Origin of the sequence: Roseomonas marmotae (assembly GCF_017654485.1) — a bacterium.
In the GTDB taxonomy this organism is placed as follows: Bacteria; Pseudomonadota; Alphaproteobacteria; order Acetobacterales; family Acetobacteraceae; genus Pseudoroseomonas; species Pseudoroseomonas marmotae.
Window position 1 is genome coordinate 39,531 of record NZ_CP061095.1, and the last position, 22,853, is coordinate 62,383.

Annotated in this window: 11 protein-coding genes; all 11 read left to right on the forward strand. The window is 72.6% G+C overall.

Annotated features, from left to right (window positions below; all coding sequences use genetic code 11):
* Nucleotides 1-3 precede the first annotated feature (3 nt).
* From IAI58_RS20750 to IAI58_RS20800, 11 genes are read left to right on the forward strand one after another with little or no spacing between them, the layout of a single operon-like run.
* Complete coding sequence (locus IAI58_RS20750; protein WP_208776294.1) at nt 4-762, forward strand: hypothetical protein; 759 nt, start codon at nt 4-6, stop codon at nt 760-762.
* A gap of 2 nt (nt 763-764) precedes the next feature.
* Complete coding sequence (locus tag IAI58_RS20755; RefSeq protein WP_207448918.1) at nt 765-1,160, forward strand: GPW/gp25 family protein; 396 nt, start codon at nt 765-767, stop codon at nt 1,158-1,160.
* A complete protein-coding gene (locus tag IAI58_RS20760; RefSeq protein WP_207448916.1) occupies nt 1,160-3,169 on the forward strand; it encodes a putative baseplate assembly protein in 2,010 nt (669 codons plus the stop codon). The genes IAI58_RS20755 and IAI58_RS20760 overlap by 1 nt, the downstream gene beginning before the upstream one ends.
* Nucleotides 3,166-5,343, forward strand: a complete 2,178-nt coding sequence (locus IAI58_RS20765) for a phage tail protein (RefSeq protein WP_207448914.1) — start codon at nt 3,166-3,168, stop codon at nt 5,341-5,343. Before IAI58_RS20760 ends, IAI58_RS20765 begins: the two co-directional genes overlap by 4 nt.
* Before the next feature lie 11 nt (nt 5,344-5,354).
* Complete coding sequence (locus tag IAI58_RS23350; protein WP_272874862.1) at nt 5,355-7,994, forward strand: hypothetical protein; 2,640 nt, start codon at nt 5,355-5,357, stop codon at nt 7,992-7,994.
* A 30-nt stretch (nt 7,995-8,024) separates the two neighbouring features.
* On the forward strand, nt 8,025-9,887 hold the full coding sequence (locus IAI58_RS20775; protein WP_207448912.1) for a hypothetical protein: 1,863 nt from the start codon (nt 8,025-8,027) through the stop codon (nt 9,885-9,887).
* A complete protein-coding gene (locus tag IAI58_RS20780; protein ID WP_207448910.1) occupies nt 9,884-11,926 on the forward strand; it encodes a hypothetical protein in 2,043 nt (680 codons plus the stop codon). The genes IAI58_RS20775 and IAI58_RS20780 overlap by 4 nt, the downstream gene beginning before the upstream one ends.
* 11 nt (nt 11,927-11,937) lie before the next feature.
* Nucleotides 11,938-12,138, forward strand: coding sequence for a hypothetical protein (locus IAI58_RS20785; protein WP_207448908.1), 201 nt, complete (start codon nt 11,938-11,940; stop codon nt 12,136-12,138).
* Between the two features lie 4 nt (nt 12,139-12,142).
* On the forward strand, nt 12,143-13,816 hold the full coding sequence (locus tag IAI58_RS20790; protein ID WP_207448906.1) for a hypothetical protein: 1,674 nt from the start codon (nt 12,143-12,145) through the stop codon (nt 13,814-13,816).
* Nucleotides 13,817-13,819: 3 nt separating this feature from the next.
* Nucleotides 13,820-15,895, forward strand: a complete 2,076-nt coding sequence (locus tag IAI58_RS20795; protein WP_207448904.1) for an ATP-binding protein — start codon at nt 13,820-13,822, stop codon at nt 15,893-15,895.
* Between the two features lie 10 nt (nt 15,896-15,905).
* The gene (locus tag IAI58_RS20800) at nt 15,906-22,853 is read left to right on the forward strand and encodes a hypothetical protein (RefSeq protein ID WP_207448902.1); all 6,948 of its coding nucleotides are present in this window, start codon (nt 15,906-15,908) and stop codon (nt 22,851-22,853) included.

Genomic DNA, 22,853 nt, shown 5'->3' on the forward strand with positions numbered 1-22,853 from the left:
TGGATGATGACGCAGCCCATTACCATCAACCCGGATATCCAGAAGCTGCTGGAACTGCCGGATTGCAAGCTGCTCTCCCTTCCCAAGCCGGTACCTGCCAGGCTGCGCCTGCCGGGCGGCGGACAGCTTTCCGCCTTCACCGATATCTCCAAGGGAATCCCCACCGACTGCACCATGTCCTTTAGTCTGGTGATGCAGCTGGCGCCGATGCTGGCTTCCATCGAATGCCTGGTGAAGGTGCTCGGCCTGCTGAAGCCGCTGATCGACATCATCAACGGCCTGCCCGCACCTCCTGGCCCGCAGGTCCTGCTCGATTTCGGCAAGGCGGCCGAGAAGGTGATGGGCTGCATCACGGCCTTCACGCCGGTGGGTGGTTTGATGCTCTTCATCAAGGACATCATCCTGCTCATCTGCAGCTTCCTGAACTGCTTCATCGGCCAGCTCTCCACGGTCATCGACCTGCTCTCCGGGCTTGCGCTGCAGATGCGGTTTGCGGAGGAGGCGGGAAACGAGGAACTGCAGCGCGTGCTGAAATGCGCGCAGGATAATGCCATGACCTCCGCCGACCATCTGCAGGGTGCGATAGGACCTGTGACCAATCTGATCGGCCTTGTGGAACCGTTGCTCGGCCTCGCCGATATCAAGATCGAAACACCCTCCATCGTTCCCGGCGCCGATCTGGAGGGCATGCGCGCCACGCTGCAATCGCTGCGGGATCTGGTCGATACGCTGCAGCAGATCGCCGAGGGGATCCCGGGATGAGCATGGCGCGCCCTTTCCTGGGCCGAGGCGTCGGCTTCCCCTTCCGGGTGGGCCCGCGAGGGAACCTGCCCTGGGTGGAGGGGGCGGCGGCGGTGGAACGCGCCATCTGGATCATCCTCTCCACCGCGCGGGGCGAGATGCCGATGCAGCCGCGCTTCGGCTGCGGCATTCAGGAGCTGGTCTTCGCCGACAATACGCCCGCCTCCCGCGGCGTCGTCGCCCAACTGGTGACGGAGGCACTCTCGGAATGGGAGCCGCGCATCGACCTCGTCGATATCCGCGTGCGTGAGGGCGGGGAGCAGACGGTGATGGCGATCGAGATCGACTACCGCCTGCGCGCCGACAACGCCTTCTTCAATCTCGTCTATCCCTTCTATCCGCGGGAGGGCCGGAGCTAATGCCACTCGTCGCCCCCGAACTCGACGACCGCCGCTTCGACGACCTGATGGCCGAGGTGCGCCGGCGCATTCCGCGTTACGCGCCGGAATGGACGGATCACAATGACAGCGATCCCGGCATCATCCTGGCGAAGCTCTTCGCCTGGATGACCGAGCTGACGCTCTACCGCGTCAACCGCATCCCCGATCGCGCCACTATCAAGTTCCTGGAACTGCTCGAAATCACGCCAAAGCCTGCCGGCCCCTCGCATACGCTGCTGGTCTTCACGCCTGCCTTGCAGACCGTCAGCGAGGTGATCGTGCCGCGCGGTACCCAGGTCGCTGCCGCCGCGGACGAGGCAGGGCCCATCCTCTTCGAGACCGAAGCCTCGGCCGTGGTGCTCGGCACACCGCTGACGGCGGTGCAGGTCTTCGACGGCATCGGCTTCAGTCAGGTCACCACACGGGCCCAGGCCGCCGGGCAATGGTTCCATCCCTTCGGCCCGCGCGCGGACGAGGGATCGGCGCTCTGCCTGGGCTTCGCCACGCAGGCGGCCTTCACCGCTCAGGATTTCGCGCTGTATTACCGCCTGCCGGAGAGTGCCAGGCCACCCGTGCCCTTCCGGTGCGGCAGCACCGGGCTGCCCGCACATGCCGGGCTGGTATGGGAATTCCGTGACGCCGCCGGCTGGCAGCCGCTGGCGCTGATCTCCGACGGCACGCGCAGCCTGACGCAGGACGGCAGCATGGTGCTACGCGGTCCCGGCGGGCGGGCGCGTCCTGTCAGGCTGGGGGAGGTGGCGCAGCCACTTTATTGGCTGCGCTGCCGGCTGGTCTCCAGCAGCTACGAGGCGCCGCCGAAGCTGGATGCGGTGCTGCCCAACGCGGTCGCGGCCGTGCAGGCGGCGACGGTGGAAGGCGAGTTCCTGGGCCGCAGCGATGGCCGCCCGGACCAGCGCTTCACGCTCGGCAATCTGCCTGTGGTGCCTTTGCGCCTGGCGCGTGAGGTCGCAGCGCCGGATGGAGGGCGGGTGACGGTCGAGAGCCTGCTGCTGGAGATCGACGAGGGCGACGGCTTCCAGCCCTGGCAGGAGGTGCCGGATTTCCTCGCCTCCGGCCCGGAGGACCCGCATTACACCCTGGATCGCGGCAGCGGCGCCATTGTGCTGGGCGACAACCTGCGGGGCCGGATTCCGCTGGTGGCCGCGGGCGGCGGCGTGGTGGCGCGGCGTTACCAGTATGGCGGCGGGCGGCGGGGCAATCTGCCGGCCGGCAGCATCGCCAGCATGCAGGGCTTCGTGGCGGGCATCGAGGCCGTCACCAACCCCTATGCCGCGACCGGCGGCGCGGATGAGGAGCCGATGGCCGACCTTCGCCGCCGGGCCGCCGCGGAAATCGCCAGCAATGGCCGCGCCGTCACGGCGCAGGACTTCGAGACACGCGCCCTGGCTACGCCCGGGGCCCGTATCCGCCGCGCCAGGGCCGTGCCGTTGCTGCACCCGAACTATCCCGGCGCCGAGGTGCCCGGCGCGGTGACGCTGATCGTCGTGCCGGATGCCGAGGGGCCGGCACCCATGCCGAACCAGGCGACGCTGGCCGCCGTCTGCGCGCATCTGGACAAGGTGCGGCTGCTGACGACCGAGATGTTCGTTGTCGCGCCGCGCTACCGAAAGGTGCGGGTGGAGGTGGATGTCGAGATCCGGCCGGATGCCGATCCGGCACAGGTGAAGCGCGCGCTGGAGGGGCGGCTGGATGCTTTCTTCCATCCGCTGACCGGCGGGATGGACCCGCTGACCGGCGAGCCCGGTACCGGCGGCTGGCCTTTCGGCGGCAGCATCTATGTTTCCGACCTCTTCCGCCTCGTGCTGGAGACGCCTGGCGTGCTCCGCATGGCCGATGGGCAGATGGTGGTGCGCGTGGATGGCGAGCCCGGCACCTTCTGTCGGGACACGGAGATCTGCCCCTATGACCTGACCTGGTCAGACGGTCATGACGTCCGGGTCCGCATGGCCACGCGGGTGGTGCGATGAGCCGCATCGTCCTCGATGGCCGGATCGGCTGGCAGGCGGCGGCGCTGAACGACACCGGCGCGGAGGCGACGCTGGCCCTGGCCGCCATTCCCGCCCCCGGCCCGCCGCTGGCCGATCCGGATGGCACCCTGGGCGGGCTGACGACGCCCGTCTGGGCCGTGGCGGCATCGCTGGACGCGCTGTTCCTGCTGGACCGCGCGGGCACGCGCATCCTGATCTACGATCCTTGCCTGGAGCGTTTCCGCCCACTGGCCTGTCTCGGTGGAAAGGGCGCTGCCACAGGACAGCTGGACGGTGCGCGCGCCCTGGCGCTGGACCCACGGGGGCGGCTCTGGGTAGCCGATACCGGCAACCGTCGTGTGCAGGTGGTGGACCCGGCGCAGGGGCGGGTGGTGGCGGTCATCGGGCCGCTGGCGGCCGAGGCCCATGGAGAGGCTTGGCCGGTCCGACCGATTCCCGGACAGGATCAGTACGGGCTGCCGGATGGCAGCCGCGACTGGCCATCCGGCACCTGGGAGCCGGCCGCGCTGGCCGCCTTGCCGGAAGGCGGGGTCATCCTCGCCGACCGCGCCAATGACGCGCTCTGGCGGGTGACAGCGCAGGGGCAGGTGAGCCAGTTCGCAGCTGCCACCGCGCCTGTTGCCCTGCTGCGGGACCATGAGGGCCGGCTGCATGTGGTGCAGGAGGGGCTGGACACGATCCGCGTGATCGGCCCGGACGGTGCCTTCATCGAGGATGTCGCGCTGCCCGGGAGCCTGCGGGACCGCTTCGGCCCGCCCGCTCTGGCCGTCGACGCCGACGGCACGATCTGGATCTCCCCGCGCACCCCTGGCCCCGCCATGCTGCTCTGCCGCGATGCGGCCGGGCGCTGCGGGGCGGCCATCCGGCGGCAGGTGCCGGCGCGATGCACCGTGCTGGCCTTCGGCCGCGATGGCATGGCCATCCTGGGCGATGCGCGGCGCCCCTGCCTGATGCGCGCTGAGACGACGCGGTATCCCGGGCATGGCAGCGCCCTGCTGGGGCCGCTGGACAGCCGCCTCGGCGGTTGCCTCTGGGACCGTGCCGCGCTGACGGCGGCGCTGCCCATGGGCACGCGGGTCATGCTGGAAAGCTTTACCGCCGAAGCGCCCTGGAGTGCCGCGGAGGTCACGGCCCTGCCCGATGACCGCTGGCGCGGGCTGGAGATGACGGCCATGGATGCCGACGGCTGCTGGGATCTCGCGGTGCTCAGCCCGCCGGGCCGCTATCTCTGGCTGCGCCTGACGCTCTCGGGCGACGGCATGGCGACGCCCGCGCTCACGCGCATAGAAGCACACTGGCCGCGCCTCACCAGCCGCCGCTTCCTGCCGCCCGCCCTGGCGCCGGATGCGGAAGCGGCGGATTTCATGGACCGTTTTCTGATGGTCTTCGATCAGGTGCGCGCGGGCTATACGCGCAAGCTGGACGATCTGGCGGGATTCTTCGACCCCATGGCCACGCCCGCCGCGCCGCCTGGGACCTTCGGCACGGATTTCCTGGACTGGCTGGGCGACTGGATCGGCCTTTCGCTGGAGCGGGCCTGGCCGGTGGAGACGCGGCGGCGGCTGGTGAAGGAGGCCGTCGCGCTCTACCGCCTGCGCGGCACGCCGCGCGGGCTGCGGCGCCACGTCGCCATCTACACGGGCACCGAGCCACGGCTGATCGAGCATTTCCGGCTGCGCCGCTGGATGTCCCTGGGCAGCGGGCGGCTGGATGCCGGGCTGCAGCTCTGGGGTCCGGAAGTGGTGGCGCGGCTGCAACTGGATGCCTTCGCGCAGATCGGCCGCTTCGTCCTGACCGACACGGGCGACCCGCTGACCGACCCGCTGGCCGCCGGCGCGCATCGTGCCACGCTGCTGGTGCCGGCCACCGGGCTCCGGGGCGAAGAAGCCGCGCGGCATCAGGCGGCGGTGGAGCGCATCGCCGCCCAGGCGGCGCCCGCGCATGTGCAACTGACAGTCCGGATGATCGAGGCCGGCTTCAAGCTGGGCTGCGACGCCGTGCTGGGCGCCACGACGCAGTTGCCGCGCCGTGTCCGGCCGGCCCGGCTGGACGAGATGTCGCTGGGGCAGGCCGCTCTGGCCGGCGCCGGGGCCTTCCGGCTCGGCCCGCGTGGCGGCGCCCGGCTGGGCAGTGAAACCAGACTGAGTGGTTAGGGGAGCGCAAGATGCCGCATGACATGGCACTGGATGGCCCGATCGCCTGCCCCGACTGCGCGACGGAAGGTTTCGCGCGGAATGTCTGGTTCGACGGGCGCGTGGTGACTGCGGTCGACTTCGTGACCGAGCAGGATTTCTGGGCCACCAAGCACCGCCGGCACGCCCGGCTCCTGCATGGCTGGGGCGTGGTCTGCGGGCTGCGGGTGGTGGAGCACCCGAACCCTGCCTGCCGCGCCCAATGGGTGGTGGTGCGCCCCGGCAGCGCGCTGGATTGCTGCGGGCGCGAGGTGCGGGTGGACCAGCCGACCCTCTTCGACCTCCGCGCCGCTTTCCTCTCGGCCTGGCGCTCCGCTCATGGCAAGGCGGCCGAGCCCGATGCCGCCACCCACCGCGTCGAGATCGTGCTGCGCTATGCCGAGTGCCCGGCCGAGCCGGTGCCGGTGCTCTTCGAGGGCTGCGCGCCGGGCGGGGAGGCCTGCCTGCCGAGCCGGGCGCTGGAGGGCTTTTCCCTCGACCTGCTGATCGACCGGCCGTCCCCCGCCGCGCCCCAGGCAGGCGCGGCGCTGGAATGGGCGCGGACGCTGGGCGGGGCGGGCGCCACGCGGATGGCGCTGCACGAGCCTTCCGGCCGTGGCTTCATCCTGGCCGGCGGGGCCGCGGCCAGCCTGCTGGTGGTGGATCTGGAAACCGGCGCGCCGCTGCTGGGGATGGCGGATAGCGGCTTCGACCCGCTGGACATCGCCATTTCCGCCGACGGCCAGCGGGTCGTGCTGGCCGTCGCGCCCAAGGGGGGCGGCGCCCCGGAACTGCGCGTGCTGGATGCCGCCAGCCCGGCCACCGCCGTCACGCCGCTGCCGCTGGCGGGCGGGGACGGGGGCGCCGTCGCCCTGCGTTTCCTGCCGGATGACCGGCTGGCCGTGACGGTCACGGCGGCGAATGAGTTGCGGATCTGGGGCAGCGACATCCTGACCACCGCCACCCCCGGCGCGCCCTCCATCGTGGCGCTGGCCGATGGCCCGGGCGCGATGGCGCTGCCAGTGAACGCGACGCATCTCTATGTGGCGCTGACCGGCGCGGCGGGTATCGCCGCCGTGCGGCTGTCGGACCTCGATCCGGTCATCCTGCCCCTCGGCAGCGGCGGCACGGCGCGGCCGGTGGCACTGGCTGCGGCCCGGCGCGGGGGCAAGGACCTGCTGGCGGTGGCCGATGGCGCCGGGGCCGCCGTGCTGCTGATCGAGGCCAGCCCCGATGCCGCCGCCCCGGCGGACCAGGCCGTCGCCCTGGGTGCGCCGCTGACCGGGCTGGGGGGCGCGCCGGTGGGCGTGACGCTCTCGCCCGCCGGGGACTGGGCGGGGCTGCTGCTGGAGGCGGCGGATGGCAGCGGCGTGGCCCGCGCGGCATCCGTCACGCGCATCGCCAGCGGCGTGGTGGACCCGGTGGGGCCCGCGCTGCCGGTCGGGGATGAGCCCAGGGCGCTCCTCGGCGCGGCGGATGGCGGCCTGCTCTACGCCGTCTATGCCGGTGCCGCGCCGCCCGCGGGGGGCGTGGCGGTGCTGGAAGCCAAGGGCGATGACTGCCGCGCCCGTCTGCACGCGCCGGAGGAATGCCCGGCCTGCGGAGCGGATGACGCGCTGGTACTGGCCACCATCGCCGATTACCGCTTCGGCGATGCCGTCACCGATGCCCGGCTGGACCATGGCCCCGCGCGGCGGGAGCTGGCCAGCACGGGGGCGCTGCAGCAAGCCTTGCTCTGCGTCATGGACCACGTGGCCGGTGGCATCCCCGGCCCGGCCGGCCCCGCTGGGCCGAAAGGCGACCCGGGCCCGAAGGGCGACAAGGGGGACAAGGGCGACCCTGGTGGCGGCGGGGAAGGCACCCCCGGCCCCCAAGGGCCGCAGGGCCCCGCCGGCCAGCGTGGTGAGCAGGGGCCGCCGGGCGAAGCCGGACCGCCGGGCGCGCAGGGTCCACAGGGCCCGCAAGGGGAGAAGGGCGACAAGGGTGATCCCGGAGCGGCCCCGAAGCTCGACCTGCCGCGCATCGTTGCCTTCAACTGGCCCCATGCCGGCATCCTCAACCGTGAGGACGGTCGCACGCAGGAGATGATCAAGCTCGGCCTGCTGGTGGCCTTCGACCGGGACTATCCTGTCCTGGCCGAGAGCTTCGCCGCGCGCGAGGTCTGCGACAACGTCGCGCAGTTCCTGGTGGCCCGGACCGGCCGGATGGAGCCGGGCTTCTCGCTCAGCTGCTACTGCCAGATCGACACCGAGGTGACGGGCGTGATGCTGGAGGGCCGCTGCGGAGAGCCGCCGACGATCCTCGACGATACGTCGATCACCAACGGGCCCGTCACCGGCCTGCGCCTCCGCCCCGGCAACCGGGACGGGGAGCGGGTCTTTCCCAACCAGGAAATCTGGCCGCCCGGACGCTACCGCGTCGTCATCGAAGGCAATTTCATCCTGGGCGAGAAGGTCGCCGAAGTGACGGGGCCGCTGGGCGGGGGCGAGATGATCCAGGCCAATCCGGCGCTGGATGCCGAGCATTTCGGCCCCGGCCTCAATGGCGACTTCCTGCCGGCCATGCCGCGCCGCTGCCCCACCGGCAACGGGCTGGAGGGCGGCCGCTTCGTGAGCTGGTTCGAGTTGGTCTGATCCGCAAGGAGGCGTGCAATGGATGCCAATATGACCACCGGATCCAACGGGACGACGGTCTGCGGCTGCCCCGCCTGCCGTGGGCTGCAGATCTTCGAAGCACCGAAATATGCGACGGGCGCAACGCTTTCGGCCGAGGATCTGGCCAGCGAGCAGGCTTTCGTGCGGGCCAAGATGCGGCTGCACAACCGCTTCCTGCATGGCTGGGGCGTGGTCTGCGGCTTGCAGGTGGTCTGCGACGACTGCGACGGCTCGGTGCGAGTGGAGACGGGCTATGCCATCGACCGCTGCGGCAACGACATCGTGCTGGCGGATTCCACGCGCTTCGACATCGCCAAGGCCATCCGCGCCTGCCGTGATGCGCGCCGGCCGAAACTGGGGGATTGCGACCCCTTCACTCCCGCGCCCGATCCCGGCTGCGCCGATCTCGAGACCCACTGGTGCGTCACCCTGCGCTTCAGGGAGGTGGAGAGCGCGCATAGCCTTTCGCTGATGCGCCAGCCGGCAGGCCAGGGCTGCGGCTGTGGCGGAAAATGCGGCTGCGGGGGAGGCTGTGGCGGCGGTTGCGGATGCGGCGGCTCCGCCACCCGGCTCACCGCCAGCGCGGTGACCAGCGGCAGCACCACTACCGGCGTGCTGGGCTACGCGCTGCCGGGCTGCACGCCCCGGCGGCTGGTGGAATGCGCGGAACTGGGCGTGGTGCGGCACAAGGGCCCCTGCGGCCCCGATCTGCGCGAGGGCCTGGCCGGACTGACGCAGGGGCTCGTGACGCCGGACAGCCTGCTGGGGCGGGCGATGGGCTGCGTCAAGGAAGCCCTGGCTATCCTCCAGGACCGGCTGACCGAGACGGATATGCGCGCCATCGCGGCGCTTCTGAACCAGCAGCCGGGCGCGGAGGTCACGGCGCAGCAGATGCGTGACGCTCTCTGCCGGCTGCGGCAGGCGCTGATCGACTTCATGATGCGCCATGACCCCGTGCGCTGCCAGGCGCTGCGTGAGCTGGACCAGCTTTCCGTGCCGCTGCCGCAGGCCGGTGACAATGTGCCGGGCACCAACCTGCCTGCCGGGGAGAGCCCCGCCAGCTATGCCGACCGCGCGAGCCGCGTGGCGGAGGGGCTGTTCAGTCTCTGGCTCCAGTCCGTCATCGACTGCCTCTGCGCCGCCATCCTGCCGCGCTGCTCGGAAGATCCGCTGGAGGATTGCGTGCCGATCGCCTGCGTGACCATGCGCGGGGACAAGGTCGTCAGCATCTGCAACCATAGCTGCCGCAAATATGCCGGCGCCTTCCCGACACTGATGCACTTCCTCTCCGTGGTGCCAGTCGTACCGCTGGTTTCCCGGCTGCTGGCGCTGCTCTGCTGCTCGCCCCTCGCCGCGCTCTTCGGCTTGGGTCGGCGGGATGAGCGCGCCCTGCGTTTCCGTAGCGCCCTGGCGGCGGGGAACTTCGCCACGCCGCGTAACCTGCTGAACATGGCGCGAAACCTCGATCTCGGGGCGCTCGCCTCTCGCTGGCTGTCCGATGTCGCGCAGGCGCCGCCCGTGGTGGCGCCGGTCGGTCAGGATTCAGCCATCGCGCTACGGGAACTCTCCGCGCAGGGCCTGCGGGTCACCCTGCGGGAAGCCGATGAGGCCACTGTCGCGGCGCAGGGCAGGGCCGGGCTCGGGCGCTTCTTTGCGCGGCCCTCGGGCGAGGCAACCCTCTTCGTCCGGGACGGGAAGGTCGTGGGCTTCGCCAGCGGCGCGACGGCGGCGGCCGGTGGCGACGGGACCAGCATGAGGGAGGCCGCTACGCAGTCCCCGGCAGGCCCGTCCAAGGAACTGGCGGTCCTGCGGAAGGAGCTGGCGGAACTGCGGAGCCAGGTGGCCACCCTGAGCAAGCGGAGCAGGAAATGAGCGACGCCACCCAGCGCATGCATTATTTCCAGCGCCAGATGCTGGGCGCGGCCGACTTCACCGTCGAGCAGAGCTACCACCGGAACTGGCGCCGCCGGCACAATCTGGGGCCGCATCTCTGGGGGGTGATCACCGGCCTGGAGCTGGTGGAGATTCCGCGCGAGGGCGACGCGCAGTTCTGCGACGTCTTGCTGATGCCGGGCATGGCGGTGGACATCTTTGGCCGCGAGGTGCTGGTGCCGGCGCCCACGCGGGTGGAACCGGCGCTCTTCGCCGCCATGGCGGGCGATCAGAAGCGTGAGGTCTGGATCGCCTTCGCCGAGGCCGCCATGCGGGATGGCGCTACCCTCGCCATGATCTGCACGGGCACCGAGAACTTCCCGCGCGTGGCCGAGGGATTCCGCCTTTTCGCCGGCACGCAGGACAGCGCGCTCTGGGACCTGGAGAGGGCCGAGCTGCCGGTAGGCGGGCAGGCGGCGCTTCCGCCCTCGGCTGATCCGGTCCCCGGCACGCCGCGGCTGCCGGCGGATGGCACCATGGCCGCGCAGACCTTCGTCGCCGAGGATGAGATCCAGACCTGGCTCATCCGGCTCGGCAGCCTCCGCTGGGATGGCGGCGCGCAGAAGTTCCGCCCCGTGGCGGCGCCGGCCGACCTGATGGAGGGCCGCCGCTGGGCCGGCCTCAACGGCACCTCGGTATTGAGTGAATCCGGCGCGTTGCGCCTCGCGCCACGGCAGGCGGCGGCGGATGCCGATGCCCGGGACTTCGCCACCCTTGAGGGGCGGCTGGTGGTGCAGGGCCGGCTGACCGCAAAAAAGGATGTGGAGATCCATGGCGGCCAGCTCCGCTTCCAGAATGTGCTTGGCGAGGCCGAGAACATCCCGCTCTGGATGCAGCGCCGCGCCGCGCCGGGGGTGACGACCGAGTTGCATCTGCATCTCGGCGATGACGAGAAACCGGACCGTCGTCTCTCCATCGGGGCCGGGGCGGATGAGACGGCCGTGCCCGCCCTGGCCATCCGTGGCGACCGCAAGCTGGATGCCCGTGACGGCAAGCTGCGCCTGCCCGGCGCGCCGCGCCAGTCCATCGACCTCAGCCTGGAGAAGGACGACGAGGACGGCGCCTATGGCATCGGCGTACAGAATGGCGCCGCCTATCTGCGAAGCAAGGCAGAGGCCTACTGGTACAAGGGCGGCAAGCATGCCGATGCCGCAGGCGATCCCGGCGCCGGCGGCAGCGTGCTGCTGCGGCTAGACCAGGATGGCAGCCTCTTCTTCGGTGCGCGCACGCGGCAGATGCTCAATCTCTGGAGCACGGGATACGGGCTCGGCGTTCAGGACGGCACGCTGTACTCCCGCTCGGATTTCGATTTCGCCTGGCATCGCGGCGGCGCGCATGTGGATTCGCGCGGCCATCCGGGCGCGGGCGGCAGCAGGCTGCTGCTGCTCGATGCCAGTGGCCGCTTCTTCTTCGGCAACCGCACGCAGCAGATGCTCAACCTCTGGGGCGAGAACTATGGCGTCGGTGTGCAGGACCGGACCTTCTACCAGCGAAGCGATGCCGATTTCCGCTGGTATCGCGGCGGCACGCATAGCGACCTGCGCGGCAATGCCGGCGGAGGCCAGGAGGCGATGCGGCTGGAGCCGGGCGGGCTGACGGTCAGCGGCGGGGTGCGCGCCAGCGGAGACCTGGTGGCCGATGGCGATATCCGTAGCCGCGGCCAGCGCGTGCCGCTGATCGATGTACGCAGCGGGGTGGAGACGGTGAACATCGTGCCATCCCCGGCAGGTTCCGCCACAGGCATCCACGGCATCGACGTCACGACCGCGCTGGACAACTATGGAAGCGCGACGATCATGGTCGCGCTCTCCGACATCTCCAACAACAGCACCGCGACCAATGCCCGCTGGCGCGTGGCGCCCGAGGGCGCGCCGCAGCGCCTGGCTGGGAACCGGGCGCGGTTCTCCATACGCTTCCAGGTGGACGATATCGACGGGAATCTCCGCCAGTTCAGCTGGATCGCGGTCTTCACCGCATGAGGGAGGCGAGCATGGACCTGCCACTGGAACATACGGCATCCCTGGAGCAGCGGCTGGTCGCGCGGCTCGGCGGGTTGCGGCGGGAATTCGCCCTGGGCGAGCGGCGGCTGGCGGCGCTGGATCAGGAACGCTCCAGCCTCCAGGCCATGATGCTGCGAATCGCCGGCGCGATAGAACTGCTGGAGGCGGAACTCGAACCGCCGCCGCGCTGAGCCGATGTCACCGCGCCTGACCATCGGCAGGGTATCGATCACGGCCAGGGTACCGCGCGACCAGCCGGCGCTGCCCGGCCTCGCGGGCGACCTGCGGGAGTTGGCGCAGCGCCTGCTGGCGCCGGCCCTGGGCCAGCGTATCGCGGCGATGCTGCCGGCCGGCGGCGGAGTGGTGGTGGTGCGCCGCCTGCGTGTCGATCTGGCGGTCATGGCGCGGTGGGACGCCCGCCGGATCGCCGCCCGGCTGGCGGACGCCATCCTTGCCGCGCTCGGTGCCGCGCTTCGCGGGGAGGGGGAGGCGGTGCTGCAACACGGCAGCCGTGCCGCGCACCGGGCCCAGGTGCTGGCCGATGTGGCCGCGGGCCGGGGAGGGCTCTGGCAGCATGGAACCTGCAAGGCCATGGCCGCGCGGCCCATGCCCCAGGCGCTGGCGGCGGTGCTGGAGGAGGCGGGAGAGGACGGGCCGCGCGCCCTGTCCCTGCTCCCGACTGAAACGGCTGCCCGGGTTGTGCGGCATCTGCCGCAGCCGGAGGTTCTTCGGCTGGCGGGATCCTGGCGGGTCATGCCAGGGGCGCGCCGGGGGCCGGTGGCCCCGATGCCTTCGCTCATCGCACGCCTTGCCGCGCTCGCGCGGGCGGTGCCGCCAGACCTGTGGCGGGAGCCACCGCGCGCCGCCCTCTTCCTCCTCTCGCGCGATGTCGCGGAGCGGGTGGGTGAACCGGCTGCCCTGGCGCCGGCCATCGCCTTCCTGCTGGCTGCCCCGGTCCCGGCGGGCCCGCCGCGCGCGCCATCACCGCGTCCGGGCGTCGATGATTTTTCACGCGACGCCGCGCCACGCCCGGGCGAAGCGCCTTCCTCCGCGCCGCCCCCGCGCCCGGGGCCCGAATGGCTCGGCCTGACGCCTCATGCCTGGCTCTACCTGCTCTGGCGCGATGCGCTCGACCTCGGCGCCCTGGATCTCGCCGCCGTCATGGCGGGCGATGCGGCAAAAGGTGCGGCGGCGCTGGCGCGTGCCCTGGCGGGGACAGGGCGGGCCGATCCGGCGGGTGATGCGGCCCTGGCGCCGCTGGGCCTGTCTTCGGGACTGGTTCCGCCATCCTGCTGCCCGGCCGCCGAGGTACTGTCACGGCTTTCCGCGCAGGCCTGGCCTCCAGCCCGGACGGAAGCCACCTTGCTGCTCCCCCTCGGCCAAGGGTGGCTTCTGGCGAATGCCGCGACAGGCGCGTGGCTCCACTGTGGTGATGGCTCCGCGCCGGACCCGGAAAGCTTCGGCTTTCCCGTGCTGGCGGGCGGCCTCTGGCATCCCGCACCTCCTGACAGCCCGCCACCCCTGGCGCGCCAGCCCGACCGCCCGGCGCGGGACGCTGTGGCGTTGACCCCGCCAGGTGCGCCGGATGCCGGTTCCGGCCTCGCCTGGGCGGCCCTGGCCCAGGCGGTGCTGCGCCGCTTCGCGCGTCGCCTGCCGGGCTTTGGCCATGCCGGGCCGGACTGGTTGCGCGCCAATCTGCTGGGCCCCGGTGCCCTGCGGCGGGGGCATCCGCCCGGAGAGCCGCCCTGGCTGGAGGTGGTGCTGGACCCGCCGCCGCTGGCGCTGCTGCTGCGCATGGGAGGGCTGCTGCCGGCCAGCTACCGGCTGCCGGACGGGACGCGGGTCGATCTGCTGCTGGCGGCGGGCTGAGCCATGGCCACCGCGCCCCTGGCCGACCTGCTGGACCATCTGGCGCTGCTGCGGCTGCGGCTGGCGCGTCAGGTCGCGCTGCTGCGCGCGACCGGCCGCTTCAACGAGGACCCCTTCCGTGGCCTCTATATCGGGGAGGCGGAAGCCGATGCCGCATCGGAGGATGTCCCGCCTCAGGGAAGCTGGGCGGACCGCGCCGCCATCCTGGCCGAGCGCATCGCCACGCGCGACCTGCTGCTGCGCCAGCGCGCCGGTGCCGAGCCGGGCCTGCCGATCCCCTGCCTGACGCGGCACTTCGGCCTCGGCCGCCCGGGCGCGGAGTGCCTGGTGGCGGCGGCCGGCGCCCTGCTCGACCCACGCCTGCCGGTGCTGCTGGCTTATGCGCAGAACGACGCCGCCGCCCGCCAGCCGACGCTGGGCCTGATGCTGGAACTGCTGGCACCGGAGCCGGCTGCGCGCGTGGCGCTGTTCCGGCTCCTGCAGCCTGACGGCGTGCTGCTGTCGCAGCGGCTGCTGGCACCACCGCCCGCCGAATTCATGGCCTCGCCGCGCCCCACCATGCCGTTGCTGCCCGACGCGGCGCTGATGGGCCTGCTGCTGGGGGAGGCGGATACCGCGCTAGGGGGTGCGCTGGCGCCATTGCCCGCCGTTCCACCGGGGAGCGATGGCGGGCTGGCGGCGATGCTGGCCCGGCAATGCGATCCCCTGCGCGGGCAGGCGTCGCTGGTCCTGCTGACGGGGCCGGGGGGCGACCTTGGCCAGGCCGCGCTGGCCGCCGCCGAGGCCGCCCGGCAGGGTGCCGGCCTCCTGGCCCTCGACCCATCGCACCCTGCCGGAGCGGGGCTGGAGGATGCGGCCTTCGCTGCGCTTTGCGGTCGTGCCCTGCGGCTGGTGGATGCCGCGCTCCTCCTGCCGGCCGCCGACCTGCCTCCGGCCCGATTGCATGCGCTGCTGCGCGCCACAGCGCGGCCGGGGCGGCCGGTCTTCTGTGCCGGGCCCGTTCCCGATGCCTGCCTGCCAGCCGGCCTGGAGGTCGTGGAGATCGACATGCCGGCGGCGGACGAGGCCCGCCGCGCCGGCTGGTGGCAGGCCGCGCTGGTGCCGGAGGGCGCGGCGGAGCTTGGCGTCGCCCTCGCGCGGCAGACGCGCCTCGGACCCCTTGGCATCGCCGCGGCTGTCGCCCGCGCGCGGCGCCTGGCCCCGCCCGGCGAATGGCCGCCGGCGACGCCCGAGCCACTGGCGCAAGCCGCGCGCAGCGGGGCCGGCGCGGCGCTGGCCCGCCTGGCGCAGCCTGTTCTCGGCCAGCAGCCATGGGAGGATCTGGTGCTGCCGCCTGAGCCGATGGAGGAGCTGGAACTTCTGCTGGCGGCCGCGAGCCAGGGCGCGCGCCTAGCGGACTGGGGCTTCGGCCGGCGGCAGGCGGCGCTGGTGGCGCTCTTCGCCGGGCCAAGCGGCACCGGCAAGACCATGGCCGCCGGACTGGTCGCCCGCCGCGCGGGGCTGCCCTTGCACCGCATCGATCTTTCCGCCGTTGTCAGCAAATACATTGGCGAGACCGAGAAGCAACTGGATCAGGTGCTGCGGGAGGCCGAGGCCATCGGGGCCGCGCTGCTCTTCGACGAGGCCGACGCGCTTTTCGGCAAGCGCACGGAGGTGCGAGACGCGCACGACCGCTACGCCAATCAGGAAGTCGCCTTTCTGTTGCAGCGGATCGAGTGTTTCGACGGCCTGGTGATCCTGACCACCAATCTCGGCGGGCATGTCGATCCCGCCTTCCTGCGCCGCATTGGCCATGTGGTGCGCTTTCCCATGCCGGATGAGGCGATGCGCCTGGAACTCTGGCGTCGCGCCTTCCCGCCGGCGGCGCCGCTGGCGCCTGGGCTGGACCTGGCGGTGCTGGCGCGCGGCTTCGATCTGGCGGGGGGCAATATCCGCAACGCCGCGCTGGGCGCGGCGCAGCGCGCGGCGGTGGAGGGCCGTGCCATCGGCATGGCGGACGCGCTGCGTGCCGTGACGCGGGAGATGCGGAAGCTCGGCCGGGTGCCGAGCCGCGTCGGCCTGGCCGGCCAGGCCGCCTGAGGGGCGGGCCATGAGCCAGACCCTCGGCAGGACCGCCACACACCAGCCGGCGGGCAGCCCACCCGCCCGCGCCCCGCCTGTGCCCGAGGAGGCCCGGCACGGGCCGCTCTGGGCACAGGAGGAGCGGGAGCCGCCCGCCAGCCGCGCGGTGCTGGAGCGGGCGCAGGCCCTGGCCGGGAACCAGGCCATCGCCGGTCGGCGGGCCGAAGCCCTGGACGCAGCCCCCGCCCCCGTGCCGGAGGAGGGGGAGGCACCGGCCATCGCCGTGGATAGCGAGGCCACGGCGCCCGAAGCCCCGCAGCCCGTGACCGCGCCCGGCGCCACGACCGCGCCCGCACCGGGGCCTGAAGTGCCGGAGCCGGCACACGGCCCCCTCTGGGCCGCGCGCCCCATGCCCGCGGCGGGCGGTGCGGTGCCGCGCGATGCCGCCGCCCTGCGAGCCGCCGCCGCGGCAGGAGCCGCCGCGCTGCCCATGCCGGCCTTCTCGGCCGAAGCGGCCGTCGCGCCCATCCAGTCCGCCGGCCGGACCATTGAGGCGCGGGGCCAGGCGCGGATCGGCGCCGCGCGCGTGGCGCCGCGCCATCTGGTCCGTGGCGCCCGCCAGCCCGCGCCGCCGCCGCGCGAGGACCCCGGCCCAATCCCCGCGCAGATGGAGGCGCTGCAGGCCAAGGCGCGGCGGGAGCTGCCGCCCGCCGCCCTGCCGGAGGTGCAGGCCAGCCCGGAAGGCACCATGCCCAATCTCGGCGGGCCGGTGCTGACCGAGGAGGAACTGCGGCTGGTGCGGCTGGGCGATGTCGCCATCGATGCGCGCGGGTTGAGCGCGGAGGAGGCCACCCGGCTCAAGACCATCCGCCAGCAGCTCAGCCAGGGCGCCGTCGCCTCCATGCCGCCGCCTGCTACCTCCAGCGTCGCCAGCCCCGCGCTGACCTCGGCGCCGGTGCTGGACGAGCCGGTGACGGGGGAGGCGCTGACGCCGGAGCAGCGCGCGCTCTTCGCCCAGGTGGTCGGGCAGGTGGCCGGGGAGGCCGAGGCGGAGGCCGCCGAGGTGCTGGCCACCGTGCGGCAGACCCATGCGGCCTTTCCCGGTGGCGCCCTGGAACAGGCCTGGCTGGCGAGCGAGGGCGTGCTGCGGGATGACGACCTGAAGCCCACCGTCCTGGCGGCTGTGCGGGGCGAGGCGCGGCTGCTGGCGGAAAGCCTGGGCATGGCGCAGATGGAGGTGGAAGGCGCCATCGTGGCGCGGCGCGATGCGCTGAAGGAGCAGCGCGATGGCGTCTGCATGGCTACGGCCGCCGCCGTCAGCGACGCGCGCAGCGCGGCCTCCGCCGCCGCGCTCGGCCTCCGTGCCCAGGCCGGCGCCAGCGCCGATGCGGCGCGCGAGGCCGCCATGCGGGACCGGCGCGGCAGCCGGCGCGGGCGGCCCACGGCGCGGGAGCGGGTGGAGCGCAGCGTCACCGCCATCCGCGACAAGGTGGTGGAAGCCGAGGCGCGCTTCGACGCGCAGCTCCGCAACCGGCAGCGCGCCATCAACGAGGCGGTACGGCGCCAGGGCAATGCCTACCGCATGGCGCAGACGCGGGACGAGCTGGCGCTGGAGCCGCTCGGCCTGGCGGCTATGGGGCGCCGGGCCATGGTGCGCCGCTGGGCGGATGGGGCGGCGACCGCGTTGAACCGGACACGGGACAGCCTGAATACCGCCGCGGGCACCGCCGTCGCCGGCTTCAAGACGGAGCTGGAGGCGGCGGGGCGCGACGCCTTCGCGGCGTTGCGCGACTGGGGATCCCGCCAGTCCGGCGCGACCGAGACCTGGTGGACCGAACTCGACCAGCAGCTGAACACCTGGGCCACCGACGCCACGGCGCAGACCACCGCCTGGCAGGGCGCGCAGGCGCAGGCCTCCCGCGTCGCCCTGGCGCAGGATCTGGCCGCGGTGCAGCGCATCGTGGCCCTGCAGGAGGCCGGGCAACGGGATGCCGCGCGCGAATACCGCGCCTCGCTGGGCCGCGAGAGCCAGGCGGTGGTGAACGGCATCCTGGGTGCCGGCGGCGTGGTCGATCTGGTGGCGGGACTGACGGCGGGCCTGCGTGAGAGGGTGCGCGCCGCGCAGCAGCCGGTGCTGGAGCCGCTGCTGGAAGACAAGGTGATGGCGCTGCCGGACAAGGCGGAGTCCATGGCGGTCATCACCATGCTGCTGCAAGCCTCCCAGCCCGAGTTCGATCTCAACAAGGCAGCGACCGACATCCATGATTCCGTCACGCGCTGGCGCGGCACCGACGAGGCGAAGATCTTCGCCGCCTTGCAGAACCTCTCGCCGCTGGCCGTCAAGGCGCTGCGCATCCAGTATCGCGCATCCTATGGCGACAGCCTGGATGACGACCTGCGCGGCGACCTCAACGACGAGGAGATGGCGACCGCCAACCGGCTGCTGGAAGGCAACCGCAACCGCGCGGCGGTGATCGCGGGTGCGGTCGGAAGCCTCTATTCCGCCATCACCGGCCTCGGCACGGATACCGAGGAAGCCAAGGAACTGCTGCGCCGGATGGACCCGCAGCTGCGGACCGAGGTGCTGGCGGAATACGAGCGCATCCATGGCGAGAGTTTCGCGACCGCCATACGCGGCGAGTGGATCAGCAATACCGACCAGGAATCCGTGGCCGCCCTGACCGAGGGCGACCTGCGCAGGTCGGATGCCATCGAGCTGGGCGGCGCCATGTCCAGCTACACCACCGGCGGCGACCCGGAGATGGGAGGTGGCGAGACGCAGTATTCCTTCGACCGCGGCACCGCCATGACGACCTATGCCCGCATCCGCCGGGAGGTCGAGGAGGAAGCCAGGCGGCATGGCGAATGGACCACCGCGGATATTGAGGCGGAGATCGCCCTGCGGAACAACGAGGTCGAGGGCGCCTTCAATACCCAGTTCGCCAATGCGCCCTGGGCGAAGGATGCGCAGGGAACCGCGCTGCACGCCGCTTTCCAGCAGGCCGGCGGTGCCTCCACCGATCTGCTCGGCGCCATCGCGCGCAACGACCTGGCCGCCGCCGATGTCGCCAGACTGCGGCTGGAGGATCAGGGCGTCTATGCCTCCGATGCCGCGATCAACGGCGTCTTCCGCGACCAGGCCAGCCGCAGCCGCGCGGAGTTGCAGCGCGACCTCGGGCCGGTGCTCGCCGCCCGCACCGCCGACCGGCTGGAGGAGGAGGACAGGACCACCCACCGCACCGCCGAGGAGCGCTTCAACCGCCGCCTGGAACTGGAGCGCGAGGGCGAGCGGGAGATGGCCCGGCTGGCGGATGAGCGCACCCGCGCCCGCATGCAGGCGCTCGGGGTGAACTACCAGGCCGCCAGCGGCCGCAGCCTCTCCGCCATGATCGAGGACAATATGAGCGGCGTGGCGCGGAAGGAGGCGCTCGCCCGCGTGGCGCAGGATGGCGTGCTGACGCCGTACCAGCGCCTGCGCTTCGCCATCGAGGGTGTCGGCACCGATATGCCGGAACTGCGCGGAACGCTGTCCGGCATGACCAGCGAGGAGCTGGAGGAAGCCGACCGGCAATGGAAGGACGAGCATGGCGGCGAGAGCCTGATCAGCGCCATCGAGGGCGATACCAGCGGCCGCGAGCAGGACGACCTGGTGGACATGGCCACCCATGGCAGGCCGATGACCGCCCAGGAGATGGTGGACCAGGCCCGCCGCCGCTACGACCGCGACCGCGGGGACGAGACCTTCATCGGCTCCGGCCTCACGGGGTCCGAAAGCGCCGCCGCGAAGCGGGAGCTGGAGATGCTGGAGGGCAGCCTGGCGCGGATGCGCGACCCCCGGCTCTCGGCCGCCCAGCAGCGCGCGGTCGGTGCCGCCTTCGAGATCCGCGTCGACCGCACCCTGGCGGCGATCGAGGTGCAGCGCGCGGCGGTGGATTCGCTGGCCGACACCCTCTCCACCATTGCCGCCGTGGTGGCCGCCGTCGTGGTGGGCGCGCTGCTCTCGCCTTTCACCGGCGGCGGCTCTGCGGTGGTGGCGGCGGCGGTGATCGCCTCGCTGACCGCGACCGCCGCCTCGATGCTGACCAAGGCGCTGGTGAAGGGCGGTGCCTATGGCACCGAGGAGATCGGCACCGACCTCGCTATCGGCGCGGTGGATGCGGTGGTCTCGGCGGTGACGGCGGGGCTGGGCCATGCGCTGCTCGGCAGGCTGGCCAAGGGCATCACGCCGGTCGGCCGGTCCAGCCTGTTCCAGGGTCTCTCCCGCATGGGGCGCCTGGGCGCGATGGCGGCGCGGGGCCAGGCGCGCATCGCCTCCACCCTCGGGCGCTTCGGTACCGCCGGGCCGCTGGCCCGCGCGCTGGAGGGGCGGGCGATGCTGGCGGGCCTGGCCGCCGAGACCCGGCCTCTGTACCAGCGCCTGGCGGCCCAGGGTGCGGCGCAGCTGATCGAGCAGGGCGTGCAGGCGCTGCCCAGCTCCTTTGCCGGCGCCATGCTGGACGAGCGCGTCTGGCGCCAGCCCGGCGGGCCGATGCAGGTGCTGCAGGGCACCTTGCAGGGCACCTTGCAAAGCGTGGCGAGCGGCATGGGCTTCGCCGCCGCGCATCACGTCGCCTCCCACGGCTTCGGCATGGTGACAGGCGCCTTCCGCAACCAGCCAGTGGCCGAGCCGCATCTGCGGAGCGACGACGTGCTGGCGCATATGGGCCGGCCGGAGGACCGGCTGGCGGATTTCCGCCGCTGGCGGGAGGCCAATCCGCAGGGTTCGATGCGGGACTTCTATGCCGCGCGGCTGGCCGATGCCATCGCCGCCAGCGGCGCCGACGCCGCCCAGCGCCAGCGCGTGCGGGAGGCGCGCCGGGCCCTGCTCTCCGGGGAAGTGGAAGGTCAGCCGCTCTCCGGCCGTGAGCGCGGCGGCTTCGCCGATGTGCCGATCCTGCCGCTGGGGGAGGCGGAGTTCCGCCGCCTGGGCGGTACCGGCGACGCAGCCCTGGTGGTGCGCGACGGCCAGGCGGTGATCCTGCTGCGCGACGGCGCGCCGCCCTCCGCCGTGCGGCCCCTGCTGAGCGAGTTGCGCGGCCGCGTCTATGCCGATGCCGGCGGCATGACGCTGGAGGCTGCCCTGCCGCGCCGCCTGCGCGACGCCGTGCCGGTACGCCGGGGCGCCGGCCTGCATGGCGACGAGGTGCGCGTCGTGCTGATCCCGCCCGAGGGCGGGCCGCTTCAGCGCGTGGAGCTGCATGTCGGGCCGGAGGCGCGGCCGGTCGATGTCGCGCTGCATGCCGGTGAGCTGGACCGGGTGCGGGGCTGGATGGGGCGCATGGGCGAGGCGCGGCAGGCCCTGGCCGGCTTTGGCCAGCGGCTGGGCCTGGATATCGTCACGCCGCATGACCGCGCGCGCTTCGAGGCCGCCGGCGAGGTGCGGAAGCTGACGCCCATCATTGAGGAGCGGATGCGCCGCTACATGCTGGCCGGCGATGCGCGCGGCCACGCCGCGATCGAGCTGGAGATCCGCCACCTGATGGCCCAGCAGGAAGCCGCGCGGCGCATCCTGACCGGGGAGGTGGTGGCGACGCCGCAGGGCTATGTCGCAGCCAGATCCACCAAGCCCAAGCCCGGCGCGGCGGCGCCCCCGCCGCTCTCGGCGGAGATGCAGGCGCATCTGCAGGCGAATGCCGCTGCCCTGGCCCTGGAGAACCGGCTCGCCGCCTTCGCCCGCTCCCGCGAGATCACGATGAGGGACCGCAGCAACGCGCTGACCGGGATCGACCTCGAGCTGCGCAGGCTGCCGCCGCATCTGCAGCGATGGAAGGGGGAGCTGCTGGCGCATTTCGGCGGCCCCGATCCCCTCAGTGAGCCGCTGTTCATGCGCGAGCCCCTGGCCCGCAGCGACCCCGCCTTGCGCCAGCAGGCCGAGCGCGTGCTCCGCTCCCTCGACGGTTTCCGCGAGACGCTCGCCGACCGCCATGCGCGGATGCAATTGATGGAGCGCGCGGAGGCGAAGATCCGCGCCGAGCTGGCGCTGCTGCCGCCCCGCGCGCAACTGCTGGGCCGGCTGAACGCCGAGCTGAATTACGCGGCCCTGTCACGCGGGCCAGAGGGCGTCTGCTTTCCGCCGGGCACGGGCGTCGCGACCCCCGGCGGCAGGGTGCCCATCGCCGCGCTGCGTGCCGGTGCCACGGTGCTGGCGATGAGTGCGGCGGGACAAAAAGTGGTGGCCCGTGTCGCGGCGCGGCTCGATGGCTGGACGGACTGGCTGGTGGCCATCCACCTGCCGGGGGAGACGGTGCTGGCCACCCGGTCGCACCGCTTCGCCGTGGGCGGCGGCTGGCAGCCGGCGCGGCTGCTGCGGCCCGGCATGGTGCTGGAGACGGGAGATGGCCGTGGTGCCTCCGTCCGCGCGGTGCGGCGCCTGCGCTGCGCCACGCCGACCTGCAACCTGGAAGTAGTGGCGCATCACACCTTCTTGGTCGGTGCGGCCGGCGTGGTGGTGCATAATGGGGATGTCGAGGCGGCGCGCAGCTACCACAGCACGACCGCCTATCTCGGTCAGATCTATTATATCTCGGTGCGGCGGAACGGTGTCTGGGTCCTGGCCTATGTCGGCAGCACCAACAAGGAAGGGCTCACCCGGGCCCGCTTCCTGGAGCATGTCGGCCAGGGCCGACCGGGCAACTTGGACTTCACCGAGCGCAAGCGCGCCTGGGCGGAGGCTTACGACCGGGCCCGAGGCAGGGAGGTGGTCAGGATGGAGAACGGTCTGCCCACCCACGAATTCGGCGATGTCCGCGTGCAGGTGGTCGTCGAGGGGCAGTTCACCGACCTGGCGCTGGCCATCGTCGAGCAGGCGCATATCAATGCGAACAACAGGCAGGGCCAACTGGTGAACAACGCCGCCGCCATCGGCCAGAACGGCTTCGAGAAATACTACGGCAGCCTCACGCGCGAGCAGCGCGTGCCGCACAGTCCCTGCCGGTAG

Excerpts from the sequence above, each read along its gene's own strand:
- IAI58_RS20750 (WP_208776294.1), top strand. The coding sequence starts at position 4 with ATGATGACGCAGCCCATTACCATCAACCCGGATATCCAGAAGCTGCTG.
- IAI58_RS20755 (WP_207448918.1), top strand. The coding sequence starts at position 765 with ATGGCGCGCCCTTTCCTGGGCCGAGGCGTCGGCTTCCCCTTCCGGGTG.
- IAI58_RS20760 (WP_207448916.1), top strand. The coding sequence starts at position 1,160 with ATGCCACTCGTCGCCCCCGAACTCGACGACCGCCGCTTCGACGACCTG.
- IAI58_RS20765 (WP_207448914.1), top strand. The coding sequence starts at position 3,166 with ATGAGCCGCATCGTCCTCGATGGCCGGATCGGCTGGCAGGCGGCGGCG.
- IAI58_RS23350 (WP_272874862.1), top strand. The coding sequence starts at position 5,355 with ATGCCGCATGACATGGCACTGGATGGCCCGATCGCCTGCCCCGACTGC.
- IAI58_RS20775 (WP_207448912.1), top strand. The coding sequence starts at position 8,025 with ATGACCACCGGATCCAACGGGACGACGGTCTGCGGCTGCCCCGCCTGC.
- IAI58_RS20780 (WP_207448910.1), top strand. The coding sequence starts at position 9,884 with ATGAGCGACGCCACCCAGCGCATGCATTATTTCCAGCGCCAGATGCTG.
- IAI58_RS20785 (WP_207448908.1), top strand. The coding sequence starts at position 11,938 with ATGGACCTGCCACTGGAACATACGGCATCCCTGGAGCAGCGGCTGGTC.
- IAI58_RS20790 (WP_207448906.1), top strand. The coding sequence starts at position 12,143 with ATGTCACCGCGCCTGACCATCGGCAGGGTATCGATCACGGCCAGGGTA.
- IAI58_RS20795 (WP_207448904.1), top strand. The coding sequence starts at position 13,820 with ATGGCCACCGCGCCCCTGGCCGACCTGCTGGACCATCTGGCGCTGCTG.
- IAI58_RS20800 (WP_207448902.1), top strand. The coding sequence starts at position 15,906 with ATGAGCCAGACCCTCGGCAGGACCGCCACACACCAGCCGGCGGGCAGC.